Origin of the sequence: Ornithinibacillus sp. 4-3 (assembly GCF_040958695.1) — a bacterium.
Classification (GTDB): Bacteria; Bacillota; Bacilli; order Bacillales; family Amphibacillaceae; genus CALAMD01.
In genome coordinates, this window is sequence record NZ_CP162599.1 from 400,796 (window position 1) to 420,708 (window position 19,913).

The 19,913-nt window shown below is 34.6% G+C and carries 17 protein-coding genes; 14 read left to right on the forward strand and 3 right to left on the reverse strand.

The features are described 5' to 3' along the window. Window positions 1–105: 105 nt before the first annotated feature. From AB4Y30_RS02075 to AB4Y30_RS02110, 8 genes are all read left to right on the forward strand, one after another. Complete coding sequence (locus tag AB4Y30_RS02075; RefSeq protein WP_368653860.1) at window positions 106–1,272, forward strand: NAD(P)/FAD-dependent oxidoreductase; 1,167 nt, start codon at window positions 106–108, stop codon at window positions 1,270–1,272. Between the two features lie 523 nt (window positions 1,273–1,795). Further along, window positions 1,796–3,010 (forward strand): amidohydrolase family protein, encoded by a 1,215-nt coding sequence (locus AB4Y30_RS02080; protein ID WP_368653861.1) that lies wholly within the window; start codon window positions 1,796–1,798, stop codon window positions 3,008–3,010. 154 nt (window positions 3,011–3,164) lie between these two features. Beyond that, window positions 3,165–4,745 (forward strand): ABC transporter substrate-binding protein, encoded by a 1,581-nt coding sequence (locus AB4Y30_RS02085; protein WP_368653862.1) that lies wholly within the window; start codon window positions 3,165–3,167, stop codon window positions 4,743–4,745. 240 nt (window positions 4,746–4,985) lie between these two features. After that, entirely contained in the window at window positions 4,986–7,055 is a 2,070-nt protein-coding gene (locus AB4Y30_RS02090) for a sigma-54 interaction domain-containing protein (protein ID WP_368653863.1), read from the forward strand. Window positions 7,056–7,165: 110 nt separating this feature from the next. Beyond that, window positions 7,166–7,699: a hypothetical protein gene (locus AB4Y30_RS02095; RefSeq protein WP_368653864.1), complete on the forward strand. Its 534-nt coding sequence runs from the start codon at window positions 7,166–7,168 to the stop codon at window positions 7,697–7,699. Window positions 7,700–8,144: 445 nt separating this feature from the next. Continuing rightward, a complete protein-coding gene (locus AB4Y30_RS02100) occupies window positions 8,145–9,236 on the forward strand; it encodes an endospore germination permease (protein ID WP_368653865.1) in 1,092 nt (363 codons plus the stop codon). Continuing rightward, the gene (locus AB4Y30_RS02105; RefSeq protein ID WP_368653866.1) at window positions 9,233–10,762 is read left to right on the forward strand and encodes a spore germination protein; all 1,530 of its coding nucleotides are present in this window, start codon (window positions 9,233–9,235) and stop codon (window positions 10,760–10,762) included. Before AB4Y30_RS02100 ends, AB4Y30_RS02105 begins: the two co-directional genes overlap by 4 nt. Beyond that, entirely contained in the window at window positions 10,759–11,913 is a 1,155-nt protein-coding gene (locus tag AB4Y30_RS02110; protein WP_368653867.1) for a Ger(x)C family spore germination protein, read from the forward strand. Before AB4Y30_RS02105 ends, AB4Y30_RS02110 begins: the two co-directional genes overlap by 4 nt. A gap of 19 nt (window positions 11,914–11,932) precedes the next feature. On the opposite strand, the gene AB4Y30_RS02115 is transcribed toward AB4Y30_RS02110, so the two are convergent. After that, on the reverse strand, window positions 11,933–12,379 hold the full coding sequence (locus AB4Y30_RS02115) for a YaiI/YqxD family protein (protein ID WP_368653868.1): 447 nt from the start codon (window positions 12,377–12,379) through the stop codon (window positions 11,933–11,935). Window positions 12,380–12,559: 180 nt separating this feature from the next. On the opposite strand from AB4Y30_RS02115, the gene AB4Y30_RS02120 reads away from it, so the two are divergent. The 5 genes from AB4Y30_RS02120 to AB4Y30_RS02140 all read left to right on the forward strand — a co-directional run bounded on the left by AB4Y30_RS02120 (window position 12,560) and on the right by AB4Y30_RS02140 (window position 16,318). After that, complete coding sequence (locus tag AB4Y30_RS02120) at window positions 12,560–12,946, forward strand: GntR family transcriptional regulator (RefSeq protein WP_368653869.1); 387 nt, start codon at window positions 12,560–12,562, stop codon at window positions 12,944–12,946. Next, window positions 12,943–13,836, forward strand: a complete 894-nt coding sequence (locus tag AB4Y30_RS02125; protein WP_368653870.1) for an ATP-binding cassette domain-containing protein — start codon at window positions 12,943–12,945, stop codon at window positions 13,834–13,836. Before AB4Y30_RS02120 ends, AB4Y30_RS02125 begins: the two co-directional genes overlap by 4 nt. Beyond that, entirely contained in the window at window positions 13,817–14,572 is a 756-nt protein-coding gene (locus tag AB4Y30_RS02130; RefSeq protein ID WP_368653871.1) for a hypothetical protein, read from the forward strand. Before AB4Y30_RS02125 ends, AB4Y30_RS02130 begins: the two co-directional genes overlap by 20 nt. Beyond that, complete coding sequence (locus AB4Y30_RS02135) at window positions 14,572–15,243, forward strand: hypothetical protein (RefSeq protein WP_368653872.1); 672 nt, start codon at window positions 14,572–14,574, stop codon at window positions 15,241–15,243. The genes AB4Y30_RS02130 and AB4Y30_RS02135 overlap by 1 nt, the downstream gene beginning before the upstream one ends. A 148-nt stretch (window positions 15,244–15,391) precedes the next feature. Next, a complete protein-coding gene (locus tag AB4Y30_RS02140; protein ID WP_368653873.1) occupies window positions 15,392–16,318 on the forward strand; it encodes an LD-carboxypeptidase in 927 nt (308 codons plus the stop codon). Between the two features lie 46 nt (window positions 16,319–16,364). Here the strand turns inward: AB4Y30_RS02140 and AB4Y30_RS02145 are convergent, their stop codons facing one another. Continuing rightward, entirely contained in the window at window positions 16,365–17,246 is an 882-nt protein-coding gene (locus tag AB4Y30_RS02145; protein ID WP_368655150.1) for a DMT family transporter, read from the reverse strand. A gap of 248 nt (window positions 17,247–17,494) precedes the next feature. Further along, window positions 17,495–18,652 (reverse strand): MFS transporter, encoded by a 1,158-nt coding sequence (locus AB4Y30_RS02150; protein ID WP_368653874.1) that lies wholly within the window; start codon window positions 18,650–18,652, stop codon window positions 17,495–17,497. A gap of 360 nt (window positions 18,653–19,012) precedes the next feature. Here AB4Y30_RS02150 and AB4Y30_RS02155 point away from each other — a divergent pair, with 360 nt between their 5' ends. Then, window positions 19,013–19,834 (forward strand): squalene/phytoene synthase family protein, encoded by an 822-nt coding sequence (locus tag AB4Y30_RS02155; RefSeq protein ID WP_368653875.1) that lies wholly within the window; start codon window positions 19,013–19,015, stop codon window positions 19,832–19,834. Window positions 19,835–19,913 lie beyond the last annotated feature (79 nt).

Consider the following 19,913-nt stretch of genomic DNA (forward strand, 5'->3'; position numbering starts at 1 on the left):
TAATAATTTGCTGCTTTTAGAATCGGTGGATGAAAAAGGGCGCAGGTTAGAATTCAGAGGATATAAATATTTTTTCAAATCAATTAATTAAGGGGATGAAAGAGAATGGCAGCAGACGTCATTGTTATTGGTGGAGGAATTATTGGATCATCAATAACTTATCATTTAGCTCGTGATGGTGTAAATGTAAAACAATTAGAAAAAGGGAGTATTGCCAATCAGGGAGCTGCATCTAGAGTAAGTGCTGGTGGAATACGGCTAAATAATCGTGACCCTCGTGAGCTCGATTTAGCAAAGGAGAGCATTAAACGCTGGGAATCTCTTGAAGAAGAATTAGAAGCTGATCTGGAATACGGATCGGCAGGCCAAATCATGTTATTTGATGATCGCTACATTATGGATGCTCTTGAAAAACAGGTAAAAGAAGATCTAGATAATGGGATAGAAGCTAGAATTGTAACTGGTGAAGAATTAAATGAATTAGTTCCATCTCTGTCTCCTTCTATTAAGAAAGCAATATATTATCCGAGTGGTGGTCAAGGAAATGGATTATTAACAACAGTTGCTTATACATCTAAAGCACGTCGCTTAGGTGCGGAGATTATCACTGGCGTTGAAGTATACTCTATTGTTAAGGAAAATAATAAGGTTGTTGGCGTAGAAACAAGTGCAGGATTTATGAGTGCGAATATCGTTATTAATGCGGCTGGAGCATGGGCACCTGTATTACATGAAACATTAGGACTCTCACTTCCTCAAGTAACTCCTTATATTCATCAAATGTCTGCAACAGATCCAGCACCTTTATCAGTTTTGCCAGGACCAACAATTAGTTCTAGAGGAACTAAAATATCTCTCAAACAAACCATCGATGGGCGAATCCGGGCCGGTGGTGGCTATGCAGCAAAACCAGGTCCGAAAGAATATACAGGCCGTTTTAACGAGATAGATCTTGAAAAACAACGAAAAACGGTGCTATCAATTATTCCATCCATAGAAGAATATGATGTTGATTTTACCTATTATGGAATAGAAGCGCATTGTGTTGATAATATTCCCATATTAGGACCAATTCCTGAAGTAGAAGGATATTTAATAGCGGCAGGGTTTAGTGGGCATGGATTTACCCTATCTCCTGCAATAGGGATGGTTATTGCTGAAGTAGCTCAAGGTAAACAACCTTCCATTTCAATTGATGCGTTTAGAATTGCCCGCTCCTATGATAATAGAAAAGAAAGTGAAATAGACACTGTACGTAATGTTCCAGGTTGAAAAAATATAGGTTAAAATAAGAAATCCCTTTTAGGTAAACGTGAAAGAAAGAGAACATGTGATAATGTTCTTGAACGTTTATCTAGAGGGGTTTTTATTATGAAAATTAACCCCAAAATAAAAGGTGTTTCTTTTAAGAGTGTTCTGATATTGATTAAAGTATAAAATTTTACAGTTTTACAAATCTACAAATAAAAAGGTTTTTAGGTTGTTTAAATCAACCTAAAAACCTTTTTATTTTGAAATTAATTTAGCATAAAAGTAATTTATCAAAGATACGATAACCTTTCAAAAGTTGGCATGATTATTGCATTAAATATAATGAGTCAACAAATAGAGAAATTAAGTTTCTTTTTTATTGATATCAATAAAATTGGAGGTGGTGCATTGTAAAATTGAAATTTCTAATACCATCAATATGTAAAAATGGCTTTTTGAATAGATACTTAAGTTATTTTTTCTATTGAATACTCAGCTTATTTTCTATTAATAAAATTTTTATAATTTGAAAGGATTGAATCTAATGACACTAAATTTTGATCACTTACCTTTTTTTGACCACCATACTCATCTACTATTTACTGATAAAACGAAAATTACAGCTAAAGAGCTATCAATGAATTTTCTTCATGGTTATCAGGACATGGATCCTTTTGAGCAAGGATTAGATGCTACATATGCCCATGGTAGAGCTTCTGAGAGACAGCTAGAAAATATTGAGAATTTGGGTGTAGTAAAAACAGTTGTTAATTATATGTCTCAGTTTTTAGGTTGTGAACCCACGATTGAAGCAGTTGTTGAAGCAAGGAATGAGCGTATTAAAGATGTAGAAGGATTAAAAAAATATACAAAAGATCTTTATGAGGATCAAAATATTGTTGGAACATTAGTAGACTGGCCCTTCAATGAAGATGTAGAGAATGAAAGCGTATTCCCGGTGCCTGTATATAGAATGTACAATTACGAGGATGTGTATTTCGAACAACTAAAAACAGCCTCTTCATTTGAAGAATTAATGACCGTACTTACTAAAAGTGTTCGAAAAGCTATCAATGAAGATGGTTATATTGCTTTAAAATGTCATGTTGCAGAACATTACACAATGGCAGTGCGTAATGTTACTGATGAAGAAGCGGCAATTCAGTTTGTTGCTGCTCAAAATGGAGATTACACGGCGCTTGAAAATGTTTATTTTGCGGCTTTCCGTAATCTAATGTTCGAAGCTCAAGACTTAGATGTTCCTATTCATATTCATGTTGGATCTACCGGGTTTAATCGTCAGTCAGCAGCATTTGTTCCAGAAATGGATCCATTTCAGTTTGCTCCATTTCTTGTCTCAGATCCACAATATGTAAAAACAAAAATTGTTCTCCTGCATCAAGGGTATCCATATACTCGTCATGCTTCATTAATGGCTTATTCGTTTCCTAATGTCTATGTTGACATGAGCTGGACACTTCCTTGGGCATCGTCTATTTTTTGCAGTTGTATAGAAGATGTTTTAAGTACAGCACCTCATACTAAAATATTTTTCGGTACAGGTCAGCATGGACTGCCAGAGATTGCATGGACTGCTTCAAAAGTGGCCAAAACCTGCCTAGCAGAAGTGATGAACAAAATGGTTTCTTTAAATTTAATGGCTCCTAGTCAAGCCGAAGAAACTGCAAAAATGCTTTTATACAAAAATGCGGAAGCTCTATATGATTCAAAAAAGAAAGCTTTAAGTAATATCCGATAAGAAATTTCTGAAAATGGCTGGTTTATGCTTGTTTAGATAAACCAGTCTTCACTAAAATAAAAATTCTCCAAATATTTTTACTAGTTTGCTATAAAAGTTCAATGATACGTATAAGAATCAAAACTAAAAAATTAAACATCTAGGGGGATAATTCATGTATAAAAGGAATCTTGGATTTTTTTTGATAATGTTAATTGTAAGTATTGCTCTTATTGGGTGTGCCGATAATACAGATAACTCCAACCAAGAAGAGGGAAATAATAATGATAATGAGGTTAAAGGAGGACAATTAGATTTTGCATATCATGTTCAACCAGCAACATTAGATCCTCATCTCACTGTAAATGATGCGACTAGGGATATTTCTGCACATATTTTTGAGGCGCTTCTGACGTTAGATACAAGCTTAGAAGTACAGCCAATGCTAGCGGAATCTTATGAATTAAGTGATGATCGAAAAATGATTACTTTCAATTTACGTCAAGGTGTTAAGTTTCATAATGGGGAAGAAATGACAGCTGATGATGTTATCGCATCCATGGAGAGATGGAAAACTTTATCCTCTCAAGCGGAAACATACCTAGAAGAAATGACATTTGAAAAGGAAGATGATTATACAGTAATTGCTCATATTCCAAATCCTACTATACAAGATCTATATATTTTAGCAGACACTGCACAATTTGCAGCAATAATGCCAGAGGAAATAATAGAGAATGCAAGTATTGAAGGCGTGGAAGACATGATTGGAACTGGCCCATATAAGTTCGTAGAATGGAAAACAGATAATTATATTCATGTTGAAAAATTCGATGATTATCAATCTCGTAGTGAAGAACCTAATGGCATGTCTGGACAGAAAAATGCTTATTTGGATGATATATATTTTCATTTAATTACTGATCCCTCTACTAGAATCGCAGGTTTGCAATCGGGTGATTATGACATTGCTAGTGATATTCCACCAGATAGTGCATTGAATTTCTTAAATGATGATAATTTCCAAACTGCTGTAGATTTTAGTTCATTTACACCTATTAACTTCAATAAAAAAGAAGGGGTGTTTAAGGATAAAAAGATTCGCCAAGCTGCTAACGCTGCTATAAATGTTGAAGATTTGCTAGAGGCAGCTTATGTTAATGAAGAATTTTATGAGCTAGACCACGCATTAGTAAAGAAAGAACAAACGGGCTGGTACAGTGATGTAGGTAGTGATGTATACAATACGTATGATCCTGAATTAGCAAAAGAGTTATTAGATGAAGCAGGATATGACGGTGAAGAAGTGGTTATTATTACTTCTCGTGAATATGCAAATTACTATAATATGTCTGTAGTTGTTAAAGAACAATTAGAAGCAGTAGGCATGAAGGTAAAGCTTGATGTAACTGATTGGGCAAGTGTTAGTCAGAAACGTGAAGACCCAGAGAAATTTGATATATTTTTTAATAGATTTATGATTAGGCCTTTACCTACTCAATATTTATTCATGAGTAATGAATGGTTTGGATGGACAGATAGTGAAGAGCTTGAAGAATTATCTGAGAAGATTTTATATGCTGATTCTCTTGAGGAAGCACAAAGCTATACAGATGAACTTCATGAAGTGTATTGGGATTACATTCCAATCCTTAAACCTGGAAATACTGCATTAATTACTACGTATACTAAAAATGTCAAAGGGTTTGATTATATGTCGAATCCTATTTTATGGAATGTGCAACTAGAGGAATAAGTACTGGCAAAACAAGTAACTTTTTCAAATTATATATTTAAGGTTAAGAATAGCGAAGAACAAACGTTTTTCGTTATTCTTGACGTTTACACGAGAAATTTTGTTGTTCGAGGTTCAGCTTTTTAAGTAGTCATATCGTGTATACTTAGGTTGTCTATAAATAAGATGATAATGGTATGTTTATGGCGTTTTACGGGAAGAAACTTTTGGCTAGTGACAACAATACGAGGAGTGCGGTGAATGAAAATATATACAATTGGACTTGTTTGTCCAGATGAAAAAACTAGATTCCATATCACTAATTTTTTGCAAATCGTTTTTAGAGGCTGGCTAAATGTTGAAGGAGTCAGTCTTCAGCATATTGATAACATAAGAAGAATTAATGCCAAAATAGTCTTATTTAGCGCCCCAGAATTAGTCAATCAAGCTAAAGAGTTTGGAATGATTAATCGAGATACAGAAGTAATTATTGCCAAACGCATGGTGCACCACCATTCTTTTGAGCAGCTACTAGAATTATATAAAATAAAGGATGGAACAAATATTTATGTTAGTAATATCAATTATGAAGCTGAGTTATCTTCTATTAAGCTATTAAAAAGCTTGAAGCTAAACCATTTAAATTACATTCCATATCATCAAGCAAATAAAGCCAAAGATAGTGAAGTTCATATATGCGTCACGTTTGGAAACCCAAACGCTCCAACGGATGTAGCAAGAATTCTTGACTTAGGTCCACGTCAAATTGAATATAGTACAATTGTAGAAATTGCACAAAGACTTGGAATTTCTGACTACAATATCCATGCCGCAAACAATTCCGCATACATTAAGTCAATTATGAAATCCTCGGACCTTGGTAATTTTGATGAGTTAATTGAACGAAGTAAATATCTTAATGCTATTTTAGGTTATTCACGAGATGGGATATTATTATTAGATAAGGATTTCAAGATTATTTGCTTGAATGAAGAAGCTGCAACGATTATAGCATCACAACAAAATTATGATATTTATGGAAAAGAACTGTCTAAATTGATTCCTACTATGGAAGTAATACTTTCTGAAAACAATACACAAAAAAATATCCAGTGGAAAAATATAAGAATAAATGGGAAGGTCTACGCTTGTTCAATTGAACATTGGAGAGGAAGAAATGATGAATACTTGTTAATTATTCACAGAAAAAAAGAAGAAATTCAACTAGATGAGAATAATGATAAAGGGTTCTATTCCCGATATGAATTTAGTGATATTATTACCCAAAATCAGAATATGAAAGAACTGAAGGAGTTTGCTTCTGCAGTAGCAAAAGGTAATTATAATATAGTTATTTATGGGGAAACAGGCACTGGTAAAGAATTATTTGCGCATTCTATTCACAATGCATCGCTCAGGAGAGGGCGTCCTTTTATTTTTACCAATGTTACAGCATTACCAGATAGTTTAATTGAGAGTGAACTGTTTGGATATGAAGAAGGGGCGTTTACGGGTGCAAAAAAGGGAGGAAAGCCAGGATTATTTGAGCTTGCTAATGGAGGAACCATATTTTTGGACGAAATTGGTGACCTTTCTCTTTCCTTACAAACAAAATTATTACGAGTAATACAAGAGCGTAGGGTGCAAAGAGTAGGGGGTACCCGGGTTATTTCGCTTGATGTGAGAATCATTGCTGCAACGAATCGTAATTTATTAGAAATGTGTGCAGAAGGTACCTTTCGAAAGGATTTATATTATCGACTTCATGTAGTACCAATACATATTCCGCCACTTCGAGAGCGGAAAGACGATATCCCTTTGCTGATGAATTACTTTTTAAGAGATAATGGTATTGATATAACACTTCTAACACCAAGACTGTTAAATTATTTGCATGAATATGAATGGGCTGGTAACACGAGGGAATTAGAAAACTTTTGTCAGTATATTACTAGCTTAGTAGATGTTTTTGGGGAAGATCCAGGAAAGATTGAGCATAAAGGTTTTGACTTCTTACAAGAACGACTAGAGAGCTTCAAAAGATTATTACCGCAGCCAAGTAATTTGGGAATACTTTATCAGCAGAACCAGGACTATGACCAAGATTTTATTAATATATTACAAATACTGAATCAGGCAGCAAACAACGGGGAAACTATGAGCAGGAATAAAGTGTACGAATCTTTAAAAAGTCATCATCCACTTTCCTTACAGCAAACCAGAGATAGATTACAGAAAATGGCAAACAAAGGACTTGTTGTTTCGGGTAAAACAAAGCAAGGTACCCATATTACAGAAAAAGGGAAAGACTATTTATTTGGGCGAAAATAATGATGGTAAAATAATTTAGTACCCTAGCGAAACATTCTAAGAACTATAAACTTGATTTACTGATGAATTTATCGGAGAATAATTTTAGTAGTGATTTTGGGGGTATACAAGTGAAAAAGATAATAATACTTTTATTTCTAGTATTGGCTGTTTTATTAACTGCTTGTAATAAGAAAAATACGGAAGAGGAATTGAATGGCTTTATTGAAGACTTTAATATAAATGTCCAGGAGACTGATTTTCCAGAAATACAAGAAGAACCTACACAAGAAAAAAAGCAGCAAGATGAACTTTATTGGCAGAGTATATACGAAGTAATTGAAGAAGATAGAGAATTTGAAATCAAAATAAAATATGATCGTAGGGACAGAATAGTAGGTTATAATGTTTCCATTTATGGGGATTCGGATTTCATCCATTTTGAAGATGAGAATATTAAAATGGGAACTATTGTTGCAAAAACATTGGGATTAGACACGGAATTATTTGAAGAAAACGCTCATTATTATGTTGGGAATTTTAACTTTGCTAGTATGGATTCACATGAATATGAAGAGAAGGATTATATTATCCAAATTACGGAAAACTCAGATAACCTAAGTGGTCAAGGTCATTTGATTATGGACTTTACAAAAGTAGAATAAATGCTTGTTATTGCAAATTAGCGAATAGGGTTGTAAAAAACTGATTTTAGTTAAAACTAAGATCAGTTTTTTTATGGAGTAAGAAAGTATAACAAATGCGCAAAATAATGCTTGCTCAAAGCTAGCGTTGTCTAGCTCCGAGCTCCAAAAACTAAGAGCTAACGCGAGCCACCCTACAATAAGTCAACATCGGTTCGTGACCTCACCGTGTTTCCTATATCTCGGTTGTGCCACTCCAATCTCTACATTTTTACGACGCACAGGATGTGCTAGTGCAGGACGTTGTGCTCGTGACGTCGCGTTCTTAGCCTGTAAGGGCGCTCTGCGCTTTTCGCTCTGTTTTCTTTTAAAAAATAAAACGTTTTAGTTGTATTTTCCTTATGCATATTTCTAGCAAATTTAGTAAAGGCTAACGGATAGTTCGATGTGGAAGAGGAGTATGGATATGAATCGTGAGACTATGCCAATTGTTCACTATATATTATTAGCAATGACAGCTATCGGTTTAAAAACGCATGTAACGATTCTGCCGCCATTGTTGCAGAATGTGGGGCGTGATGCTTGGATATCAGTTGTTATTGCGACTATCCTTATCATACCGTGGGGATTAATACTAATATATATTCACCAAGAATCTTATCCAAATGCGTTCCATCAATGGTTAAGAGAGACGAGATCGAATTTTATTTTTCATGCATTTCGTATAGTATTTCTCATTATTCTTTTGCTATTAGCTGCATTTACAATGCGTGAGACAATTCAATGGGTGAATTCTACTTTCTTGCCAGGCACACCAATCTTTATATTGATAATCATATACATCACACTTTGTATTTATTTGGCATCAACAAACTTAGAAACGATTATTATTGCAAATGCGATTGTTCTTTTTGCGGTAATTATTTTAGGCTTTTTTGTAGCATTTACGAATATGCAAGTGAAGGACTATACTCTGTTACGCCCTTTTTTCGAACATGGATTTGGACCAGTAATTAAAGGTGCAATTTATCCCGCATCAGGTGTAATAGAAATACTATTGTTTCTATTTATTCAGCATAAATTTAAAGCAAAAGTTCGTTTTTTTCATTATCTAATAGTTGTCGGAATATTAATGGGGCTTACCTTAGGGCCTTTAGTTGGATCAATAACAGAATTTGGCCCTGATGAAGCTGCAAATCAATTATATCCTGCATATGAGGAGTGGCGTTTAGCAAAAATCGGGCGCTTCATTGAACATCTTGATTTCTTTTCTATTTATCAATGGTTAACAGGAGCGTTTATTCGAGTAGGCTTGTTTCTATATATCATCACTATTCTGCTTGAATGGGATGGAAAAAGGAAGCGTATTTGGGGATTTTTGGCACCTAGCTTTTTACTCATTACTTCTCTTGTTTTTCTCATTGAAGAGAAGGCGTTTATATATCTGAAAGGGATGTATGTACTCAGTATTACATTTATTACCTTATTCATTATTTCCTTAATACTTGCCGTGTTTGCATTTATGACAAAGATGGCTTCAAGGAGGAAAAAGGCATGAACCAAAAACGAGGAACATCTGCAGAGCAATCAAGTGAATTAGAGACTTATGGTGCCGAAAAAGCTCAGCAAGAATGGTCTCGAGAAACACTTCAAGGGTTATTTGAAAAATCAGCAGATGTTATTTTTCAAGACTTTACTTTTGGAGAACAAAAGGTCTTATTTATCACTTGTGATGCAATGATTGACCAACAGATGCTTCATAGTGTTGTAGTAGAACGAATCAGTAAATTTATAGAGCAAATGAAAAATGATGATTGGGATAAAACAGATATTTTAGAGCAACTACATGTCCCAGGTTTAAAAGAAATATTAAATAAGCAACAATTAATCACAAGCGTGTATGAGGGTAGCGTGATTCTTTGGATGGAGGGGAAACAATCACTTTTTTCTGCCAATATTGCCCATAAGCCAAATCGTACCCCGGAAGAGACAAAAACAGAAATTACTGTGAAAGGCCCAAGAGATAATTTTATCGAGGATCTTGCAACGAATGTTGCTTTAATTCGTAAGCGATTACCTACTAATTCATTATGTGTGGAGAAATATCAGTTGGGGAGACGGACAAAAACTGAGGTATCTATAATGTATTTTGATGATATGGCTAATCCAAAAACTATCAATACGATTAGAGAAAAAATAGAAGCAATAGATGTTGATATTATTTTTAGCACCTCACTGCTTATGGAACATATTGATAAAACCTCGCGACTTTTTCCAAGACATGATTATACAGGAAGACCAGATTATGTTGTACAATCACTTGCTCGCGGAAGAATTGTTATTTTAATGGATGGTGTTTCTTATGCAGTTATTACGCCAGTAAATTTATTCCTATTATTTAAAACATCTGAGGATAATGAGTATCCAGTTATTTATGGTTCATTTGAAAGACTGCTTCGTTTGTCAGGTGTATTAATCGGTACATTATTTCCAGCTTTTTGGTTAGCACTTATGACATTCCACCAAGATCAGCTCCCTTTATTTTTATTAGCGACTATTGTTCAATCCAGTTTAGGTTTACCATTCCCAGCGTTGTTAGAAATGTTGTTAATGTTGCTTATGTTTGAGCTGTTTCGTGAGGCTGGTTTACGATTGCCAGAATCAATCGGTGGGACATTGAGTGTTGTAGGTGGATTAATTATTGGTGATGCGGCGATCCGTGCCGGGATCACAAGTCCAGCGATGATTGTTGTTATTGCCATTTCAACTATTGCTACCTTTACATTAGTTAACCAATCCTTAGTAACAGCAGTAAGTGTTGTCCGTTTCGGCTCCATTTTATTAACAGGTCTTTTAGGCTTATTTGGTTTTTTCATGTCCTTTTATTTCTTACTTGTTTATTTAGCAGGGTTCCGGATTTTTGGTGCTCCTTATTTAGAAGTAGCAGAACAAATAAATTGGACAAATATAAAGAAAACATTTTTACGCCCTTTACAGAAGGATTTTTACAAACGACCAGAGGAATTGCGGTCAGCAGATAAAATTCGGGCAAATAACACTCAGCAAAAAGAGGAAGGCCAATGAATAAACGAATTTTTATGTTACTTTTATTTGTAGGATTCTTATTTGGATGTGTGGATAAAAAAGAACCAGAACGAATGTTTTATGTGCATGGACTAGGTGTTGATTATCAAGATGGTGAACATATTGTATATGCACAAATAATTAATTTTGCTAATGTGGCAAAATCAGAACAACCACGAACAGATATTGAACAGTCTGAAGTTATGCAAGGTAGAGGAAAAACGATGGTTGATGCAATATATAACTTTTATCGATCTGTAGATGAGTATGTGTATTGGGGAAATTTAACATTTATCGTTTTCTCAGAAGAAGTACTAAAAAACGGGAAGATGAATATGGTTCTTGAGGCAATCACCAGATTTATTGAGACAAGATATCAGGTTTGGGTATACAGCACAAAAGAACCAGTTGAAGAAGTTTTATTAGTTACACCAATTAATTATTCTTCCATTATCTTATCTAAATTGAGTGATCCAGAAAACTCTTTTGAAGTAGATGCATATGTTCACCCAGTGAATATTCGGGAATTATTTATTGGTTTAAATGAACCAGGCCATGAGTTGCCTATTCCAGCAGTTGGTATCTGGGACAATAGACAAAATAGTAAAGGAACGAAAAAAGCAGTTGCATATGACGGAGTAGGGATTATTACAACTACAGGATTTAAAGGAACGATTACAGATGGATCGTTAGAGGGATTCAAATGGATGCATGGGAACACAACAATAGGTGAAGTCACCTTTTTATATGATACTGAGGATAAAGATACACCGACAGAAATATTAATTAATAAAGTTCGGGTAAAAACAAAGCCTAAAGTAGACGAAGGAGAAATTAAGTTTGATGTACAGGTAAAAGTCACTGCTACAGTAAACTCCATTTCTACTAATGCAGATGTAGATGAATTAAAAAAGCGAATTGAAGAAGAAATAAGACGTGAGATTCTAGTCACATACCATGCGGCTTTAGAAATTAATGCTGATATTTTCGGTTTTTCTGAACAAGCATATCGGAAAAGTTTTAAAGATTGGAAAAGAGTGGAGGAAGAGGGTAGAATCCCGTTGACGGAGGACACGTTGGATACAGTTGACGTAAAAGTAACGAAGCTTGTAGGTGGGAAAAAGTTCTTAAACCCATCCATTAAGAAATAATAAAGCGGACATACCGCTATTAGATATGGTCTGAAATCGTTTTATGAAGTAGAGAAGCAAATTTACTCTCATCTTCTTTAGTAAACGGTTTTGGACCTTTTGTGCGTTGTCCACTTTGACGTGCTTTTGCAGACAGATAACGTTGTTGCAAGAGCTGGTCTATATTGCCTTGATTATATCTAAACCCTTTATGATGTAGAACAATACAATTCTTAGCTAGAGCAAGGGAAGCAAGGCCAAAATCCTGTGTGATGATAATATCATTTGGCTGGACCAACTGCATAATTCGGAAATCAGCTGCATCTGCACCTTGGTCTACATAAATTGTTTCTACACCAGCTGCTTCTTTTTCGTGTGAAAAATGAGCATAGCTCTTCACAAGCACAACTGGGATTTTATATTCGCTTGCAATTGTAATAATTGTATTTTTTACAGGACAAGCATCAGCATCAATAAAAATCTTCATGTTTTTTCACCTTTTATCGAGTTAAGTTGCTTGAAATGATACTGTTATCTAGTGTTTTTGTCAAATTGTGGATAGCTGACTTTATATTTATTTACCTATTGCAAGGTGGTGAATTTTTGTATATACTACATTACAACACTAATGCGCCGAACTACTCTTTGGAGAAAGGGGGATTTTCAGTTGATCTTAGATACGGATAGTACAAAACCGATTTATATACAAATTGCGGAATGGATAGAAACAGAAATTATGAGAGGAAATTTAAAGGAGAATGAAAAAGTGTATTCCCAATATAAACTAGCAGAGATGTTTAATATTAATCCAGCAACTGCGGCAAAAGGGTTAAACTTATTAGCCGAGGAAAAGGTGCTTTATGATAAACGTGGTCTTGGAAAGTTTGTCGCCGATGATGCGATTACGTACATAAAGGAAAAGAGAAAAAGCGAGACATTAACAGGCTTAATTCAAGAGCTGGTAATAGAAGCTAATTATTTAAATATTAGTGAAGAAGAATTGATCGATATGGTTAGGATGATGAAAAGAGAAATGGGGGAGAAAGGAAAATGAGTGTGATCGAATGCAAAAATCTAACAAAAGTATACAAGGATTTTCGTGCATTAGATGAATTGAACTGTACGATAAATGAAAAGACAATTACCGGTTTGATAGGGCGTAATGGTGCAGGAAAGACGACGTTATTAAAAATTCTAGCAGGCTATTTGTCAGAAACCAGTGGAGAAGTACATGTTTTTTCAGAACGGCCATATAATAATTTGTTTGTTTCGGCAAATAGTATTTTAATTGATGATCAAGTTAAATTTTCCAATTCATTAACCTTGATGCAAATATTAGAAGAAGCTGAACGTTTTTATGAGCATTGGGACATGGAATTTGCGAAGCGATTATGTAATTACTTTTCTTTTCCAAAGAACCAACATCATCAATTTTTATCAAAAGGAAGAAAAAGCACATTTAATGCAATTATTGGTCTAGCATCTCGTTGCGAGCTTACGATGTTTGATGAGCCTATAACGGGAATGGATGCAGCGGTTCGTAAAGATTTTTATCGAGCATTATTAAAGGACTATTTAGAACATCCGCGTACGATTATACTTTCTAGTCACCATTTAGATGAAATTGAAGATTTGTTAGAGGATGTTTTACTAATCAAAAATGGGCAAGCATTTTTGCATCTACCAGTTGAAGACTTAAAAGAATACGCAGTAGGTCTAACAGGAAGAACGGAAGTTGTACAGCAATGGATGTATGACAAAGAAGTATTATATAAAAACCAGATTAGCCCAGATTACACATATGTAGTTGTGAAAAATAACTTTCCGATAGAGAAAGCTAAGCAATTAGGGATTGAAGTTTCCTCGGTAAGCCCTTCTGATGTGTGTATCTATCTGACGAATGAAACGAAGGGAGGAATTGATGATGTCTTTAGTAAAAACTAGCTTAATGGAAAATACATCTAAACAATATAAATATAAACTGCGATCTTTTATCTGGGTGCTTTCTTCCATGATGGTAATTCAATTAATTGGTATGGCTTTTTCATTTGGTTCAACGATGTCAACAGGGGGAGGAAATGGCATATACAGCATTAATGTAAGCTATTTTTCATCCAATGCAGTTATTATTTTTACTATTTTATGGGTATTTCTTATCTCCTTGCAAATCACATCCGTTACTTATCGAGAAAATGAGTTTATGTTTGTAAGAAATAAAACAAGTAATGTATTTTCTGATGTTCTTTTTCTAATGACAGCAAGCATAATTGGAACAGCTACGGCATTATTAAGTGAATATTTAGTTGCTAATATTCGTTATTATATTTTCGGTATGGTGAATCTGTTTGGTGAAGGGGTTACACCTACTTTGTTAGAAATTATTTATGGAGTAATTGCATTAGCATTAATACTATTTGCATTTAGCATGTTAGGTTATTTAATTGGGGTGCTTGTACAAATAAGTAAACTATTTATCCCAATTATTCCAGCAGTCATTATTGGCTCTATTTATTTAAGTGAACAAATGAACACCTATGGCGATAATCTTATGATTAAGTTGTTTCAGTTTTATTTCCTAGAATCTAATTTTCTCTTATTTGTACTAAAATTTATTGTGTCAGCATTGGCATTTATGTTTATTGCTTTAGGGTTATCGCAACGATTGGAGGTAAGGGAATAATGGGTATTCCAGCTATTTTACTGATTATAATTCTTATCGTAGGTGTTCTAATTGCTCGAGTTACATTACGAAATAAATTTGTTTTTGGAAAACAAATAAAAATATTATTTTGTAGTTATGTCGTAGTACTACTTATTTCTTTGATCGTCTCTCTTATCTTACCTAAACAAGTAGGAACATTACCTAAACCGATAGAAACAGATGGTATCCCTACTCTTTATACCTTTTTAGATGAAGAGGATCAGTGGGATATGGAAGGTTTGGAAAAATATAAGTTTGATGAAGCGGAATTTCCTTTTAATGAGGAAGAGCTGCATCTGTATGCTGATGGTTTTACTTATGTGATAGAAGAGCGTCAGGATACGGAAAATAAGCTTGATATTGCTCACTACCGTACATCAACATTTGTGAATGGGATTGATATTAGTCAAGAGATACCAGAGTTAATTTATGAAGTAAATGATCAAGGTTTATATATAAATCTTGATGAACAAGTTGATCTTGAAATTCGTCAGCAACCTTTCCCGTATCGACTATTTTCTGAGAAGCATTCCAATAATGAAAGCTATATGGATGTTCATTTTGGAGATGAGTTGTTCTATATTACGGTGCCTGAGCATGTAACGGTGATTTATGAAGAATATATGAATGTGTATTTCAATGAACAATAAAAGAGAAGAAAAGGATTCTTTTGAAAACTTGTGATGCAGGAATTTTCTGTTATCACAAGTTTTTTAGTTGAAAGGGTTGATGAAATCATTCATTGTGGATATACATACTAAAAAAGGATGTTTAAAAAGAAATAAGGAGGAATGATTGATGAATAAGGGAAATGCAATTCAACCTGGAGATATGATTGGAGTTGTTGCTCCAGCAAGTCCTGTGAAGGAAGAGGAAGTGTTAAAGGCAAAAGAAGCATTAGAAGCAGCAGGATACAAAGTGTTGCTAGGAGAAACATGTTTTACTACATATGGTGGCTATTTAGCTGGTGATGCGAAAATGCGTGCTCAGGAAATTCATGAGATGTTTATGAATGATGAAGTTGATGCCATTCTTTGTTTGCGTGGTGGGTACGGAACACCTCAATTATTAAATTTACTAGATTATGAAGTGATTGCGAGTAACCCTAAGTTATTTATTGGTTATAGTGATATTACAGCCCTGCATATTGCTTTTCGACAATATGCCAATCTTGCTACGGTTCATGGTCCAATGGCATCAGCATTTCCAACATTAGATTCCTATTCTCGAGAATGTTTATTGCATGTGATGACAACAACAGATCCTTTAGGCGAGATTAAAAATCCGCCACAAGAAGAAATTAAAGTGCTTGTAGAAGGAACAGCAACTGGAGAAATAGTTGGTGGAAATCTATCACTCATTGCAAATACATTAGGCACCCCTTATGAAATTGATACAAAGGATAAAATACTTTTTTTAGAAGATGTCCGTGAAGCTCCTTATAACGTAGATCGGATGTTGACACAACTTGCCTTAGCAGGGAAATTTTCAGAAGCAGCTGGTATTGTTTTAGGAACTTGGGAGGAATGCGTACCTAAGGATGAGGAGAAAAGCTTTTCGGTAGAAGATTTATTTAGGGAAATTATTGCACCGTTTGCTAAACCAACGATTTACAATTTACAGATAGGTCATAGTGATATTAATATAGCAATTCCATTTGGAGTTAAAGCTAATTTAGATGCAACAAATCAAAAATTAACGATCGTAGAAAATGTTGCAAAATAAGAAAATAGCAGTATCTTTTTTAAAAATCAGATACTGCTGTTCTCTTTTATTGCAGTGTAACTGGCTGACGTTGCCTGAGTAGATATAAAAATACGCTAATAATTACAAATACCCCACCAATGAGTTGCCAAGCTGTGAGCTTCTCACCAAGGAGAATTACTGCCAATATACTAGCACCAACTGGTTCACCTAACACACTCATAGATACTGTTGTGGTATTGATATAATTTAATAGCCAATTGAAAATGACATGTGCAACGGTTGGAAAAATAGCTAAAAGTAGGAAAATACCCCATTCTCTAGTGTTATAATGAAATAATGGCACACTTGTTAAGACATTATAAATAATTAAAAATAGCGCAGCAAAAGAAAAAACAGAAAAGCTATAAATCCAATGCGAAACATTTCTAACGATACTTTGTCCAATTAATAAATAACCAACCACTGCTACGACACTTAAAAAAGAAAGAATATCTCCAATAATAGCTTGTTTGCTAATTGCTAAATCTCCCCAGCCAATCATTACCGCTCCAATAATAGCGATACTAATGAACAGAAGAGAAGTTTTAGAAGTCCGCTCCTTATATAAAATAAATCCACCTATAAGAGCAACCACTGGCTGTAAGGTTAATATGATTGTCGAGCTAGCAACGGTTGTTAGCTTTAAAGAACCAAACCATAAGCCGAAGTGTAAGGCAAGAAAAAGTCCAGAAAAACATAGAAGTAGCCAATCTCTCATCACTAACTTTTTAAATTCCTTACGGTATATCCAGACAAATGGCAGTATTAAAATACTAGCAAACACCATACGATACATGCTAATAATGGTTGCTGGAGCATGAGACCATTTTACAAAGATAGCGGAAAAGGAAATACATATAATAGCGATAATAATAGGAAGCGCAATAGGCTTTTTCTTTTGTTCTATTTTGATCACCTTTTCTAGTGAGATAAGAAAGCATAAAAATTGCGCAAATGAGTGCTTATTCAGAGCTAGCGTTGTCTAGCACCGAGCGCCAAAAACTATGAGCTAACGCGAGCCACCCTACAATAAAGAAGACTTGACGATTGACAAGCCGTCAGGCACAGACAGAGTCATAGTCGCACTTTCATCGACTAAGTTCGATCACTTCACGTTTTTAGCCTGGCGCGACTTGCGCTTTTCGTTCATACTTTTTAAGCTTGTTTCGCCAACATTGTTTTTCGAGTAATTGAATAAACTGCGGTTGCTAATGCAATAAGTACAATCAATCCACCGATAGAAGCATTATGAACAACAGAAGATTGATCAATAACAAAGCCGCCAATAAAGGAGCCAAAAGCAATACCAAAATGTAAAGCGGAATTACATAAGCTTTGCTGAATAGCAGCTGTTTCTGGTGCAGCTTCAATTAAATAGCTTTGAATAGTTGGAGTGATCGTCCAGCTCAGCATTCCCCAGATAATGACAACCAGTAAGAAAACTGGAAGTGAGAATATCGTATAAGGAATGGTTAGCATTGCTAAAGCAAAACAAGTAATCACAGTTAGCATAATAGGACGAGAGCCATAACGATCTGTAAGCGTTCCTCCAATTCCTCCCCCAGAAATAGCAGCAATTCCATAAATGAAGTAAACAACACTCACCATAGTAGGACTTAAACTCATCGTTGTTTTTAAGAAAGGAGTAAAATAAGCGTAAAGTGTCGTACCTCCTGCTAAAAATAAAAACATAGTAAGATGCGCAAATAAAATTTTATTATTTTTAAGCGTTGCCAGCTGAGCTTTCAATGGAATGGAAGGTGCTGGTTTGATTTTTTCCATTGCAAAGAAGCTAATAATAATTAAGAAAAATGTTAAAACAGCAATAAATATAAAGGTCGCTCTCCAGCCAAAAGCATTACTAATCAATAAACCAATTGGTACCCCAAGCACAATAGATCCACTGATTCCCATGACAACAAGCCCAATAGCTCGACCAACATATTCTCTTTTCACAATGTTTGAAGCGATTGTTATACAAAGAACAGTTAATAATGAACCACTAGCAGCCGAAATAATTCGCGATAACATGAGAAGTGTAAAGGAAGTACTAGTAATCGCAATAATATTTCCGATCAAGAAAACAACTAAAGAAATTAAAGCTAATTTTTTTCTTTCTATATGTGAAGTGGCCACTAGCAGAATTGGTGCAGCTATAGCAAAGGTTAATGAGAAAATAGAAATAAGTAGTCCAGTTTTGCTTAAGCTGATCTGTAAATCGGTAGCAATTAAATCTAAAATTCCACCAATAATTAATTCAACCATTCCAACAATGAATGATATGGCAGTAAATAAGTAAACGCGTTTATCCATAAGAGGTGTTCCCTTCTTAAGTAGTTAATGTTCTAATGAATACTCATACACTAGCATGCTATCAAATTTATGTATAGAGGTGCAAGAAACAGATTCCGACTCTCAAAATAAAGGTCTATGTAGTAGATACACAAATAGTAATGTTCATCTATTGCTTGAGAACCTTTAGAGTTAAACAGGATATTTAGGTTTTATATCGAATTTAAAAAGTGGATACATTGCACTTCTGGATCATCATAATTGTCATTTTTTAGACAGAAAAAACATAGAATTTACTTGGTGGCTCATACTATATACAAGTATTTAGCACTTTTTTTTGATATACTAATTTTAAGTGGCACTTTCAAGGAGGAAAAAAGGTTGACTAGTGGGTTATCGTTAAAAAAAGATGCAATGCACATGCTGAAGAAGACAAGTAGAACATTTTATATACCGATCAGTTTATTAGGATCTACATTAAAAAATACCGTTGGATCTGCTTATTTATGCATGCGTGCAGTAGATGAGATTGAGGATCATGAAGAAATAGATTCGAAAGTAAAACAAGATTTGCTTTATGCGACAAGCGATTTATTGAAAAATGAATTTGATGAAGCAGCTTATTGTAAATTATTACAACCTTATAAATCCATCTTACCAGAAGTAACCTTGCGTTTAGGAGACTGGCTGAAAGTTTGCCCAGAAGGAATTGTAGACAAGGTGAAGGAATCTACAAGTACTATGGCTGCTGGAATGGCTGATTGGGCTGGAAAGAACTGGCAGATAGAAACGAAAGAAGATTTGGATGATTATACTTATTATGTGGCAGGTTTAGTTGGTGTCATGCTTTCTGATATTTGGGAATGGCATGATGGTACGACAACAGACCGCGAGCTAGCAATTGGTTATGGAAGAGGATTGCAAGCAGTAAATATATTACGTAACCAAGAGGAAGATTTAGAAGAACGTGGTGTTGGTTTCTTCCCTAAAGGCTGGAGTCGTGATGATATGTTTCATTATGCAGAAAATAATTTAAATGCGGCAGAACAATATATAAAAGATATAAAAGGCAGACGTACACTGTTATTCTGTAAGATTCCGCTTTCCCTTGCTGTTAAGACTTTAGACGCAATGCGAGTAGGTAAGGAAAAGATGAGTCGAGATGAAGTAAATGCTGCAGTTGATGAAATAATAAATAAATAGATTGACGTACAAAAGAGAATCAAAACTTTGCAAGCTTGAAGTGTAGATTCTCTTTTTTTCTTAAAATACATAAATAGAT

Excerpts from the sequence above, each read along its gene's own strand:
- AB4Y30_RS02135 (WP_368653872.1), top strand. The coding sequence starts at position 14,572 with ATGGGTATTCCAGCTATTTTACTGATTATAATTCTTATCGTAGGTGTT.
- AB4Y30_RS02085 (WP_368653862.1), top strand. The coding sequence starts at position 3,165 with ATGTATAAAAGGAATCTTGGATTTTTTTTGATAATGTTAATTGTAAGT.
- AB4Y30_RS02080 (WP_368653861.1), top strand. The coding sequence starts at position 1,796 with ATGACACTAAATTTTGATCACTTACCTTTTTTTGACCACCATACTCAT.
- AB4Y30_RS02090 (WP_368653863.1), top strand. The coding sequence starts at position 4,986 with ATGAAAATATATACAATTGGACTTGTTTGTCCAGATGAAAAAACTAGA.
- AB4Y30_RS02075 (WP_368653860.1), top strand. The coding sequence starts at position 106 with ATGGCAGCAGACGTCATTGTTATTGGTGGAGGAATTATTGGATCATCA.
- AB4Y30_RS02100 (WP_368653865.1), top strand. The coding sequence starts at position 8,145 with ATGAATCGTGAGACTATGCCAATTGTTCACTATATATTATTAGCAATG.
- AB4Y30_RS02105 (WP_368653866.1), top strand. The coding sequence starts at position 9,233 with ATGAACCAAAAACGAGGAACATCTGCAGAGCAATCAAGTGAATTAGAG.
- AB4Y30_RS02130 (WP_368653871.1), top strand. The coding sequence starts at position 13,817 with ATGTCTTTAGTAAAAACTAGCTTAATGGAAAATACATCTAAACAATAT.
- AB4Y30_RS02140 (WP_368653873.1), top strand. The coding sequence starts at position 15,392 with ATGAATAAGGGAAATGCAATTCAACCTGGAGATATGATTGGAGTTGTT.
- AB4Y30_RS02110 (WP_368653867.1), top strand. The coding sequence starts at position 10,759 with ATGAATAAACGAATTTTTATGTTACTTTTATTTGTAGGATTCTTATTT.
- AB4Y30_RS02125 (WP_368653870.1), top strand. The coding sequence starts at position 12,943 with ATGAGTGTGATCGAATGCAAAAATCTAACAAAAGTATACAAGGATTTT.
- AB4Y30_RS02150 (WP_368653874.1), bottom strand. The coding sequence starts at position 18,652 with ATGGATAAACGCGTTTACTTATTTACTGCCATATCATTCATTGTTGGA.
- AB4Y30_RS02115 (WP_368653868.1), bottom strand. The coding sequence starts at position 12,379 with ATGAAGATTTTTATTGATGCTGATGCTTGTCCTGTAAAAAATACAATT.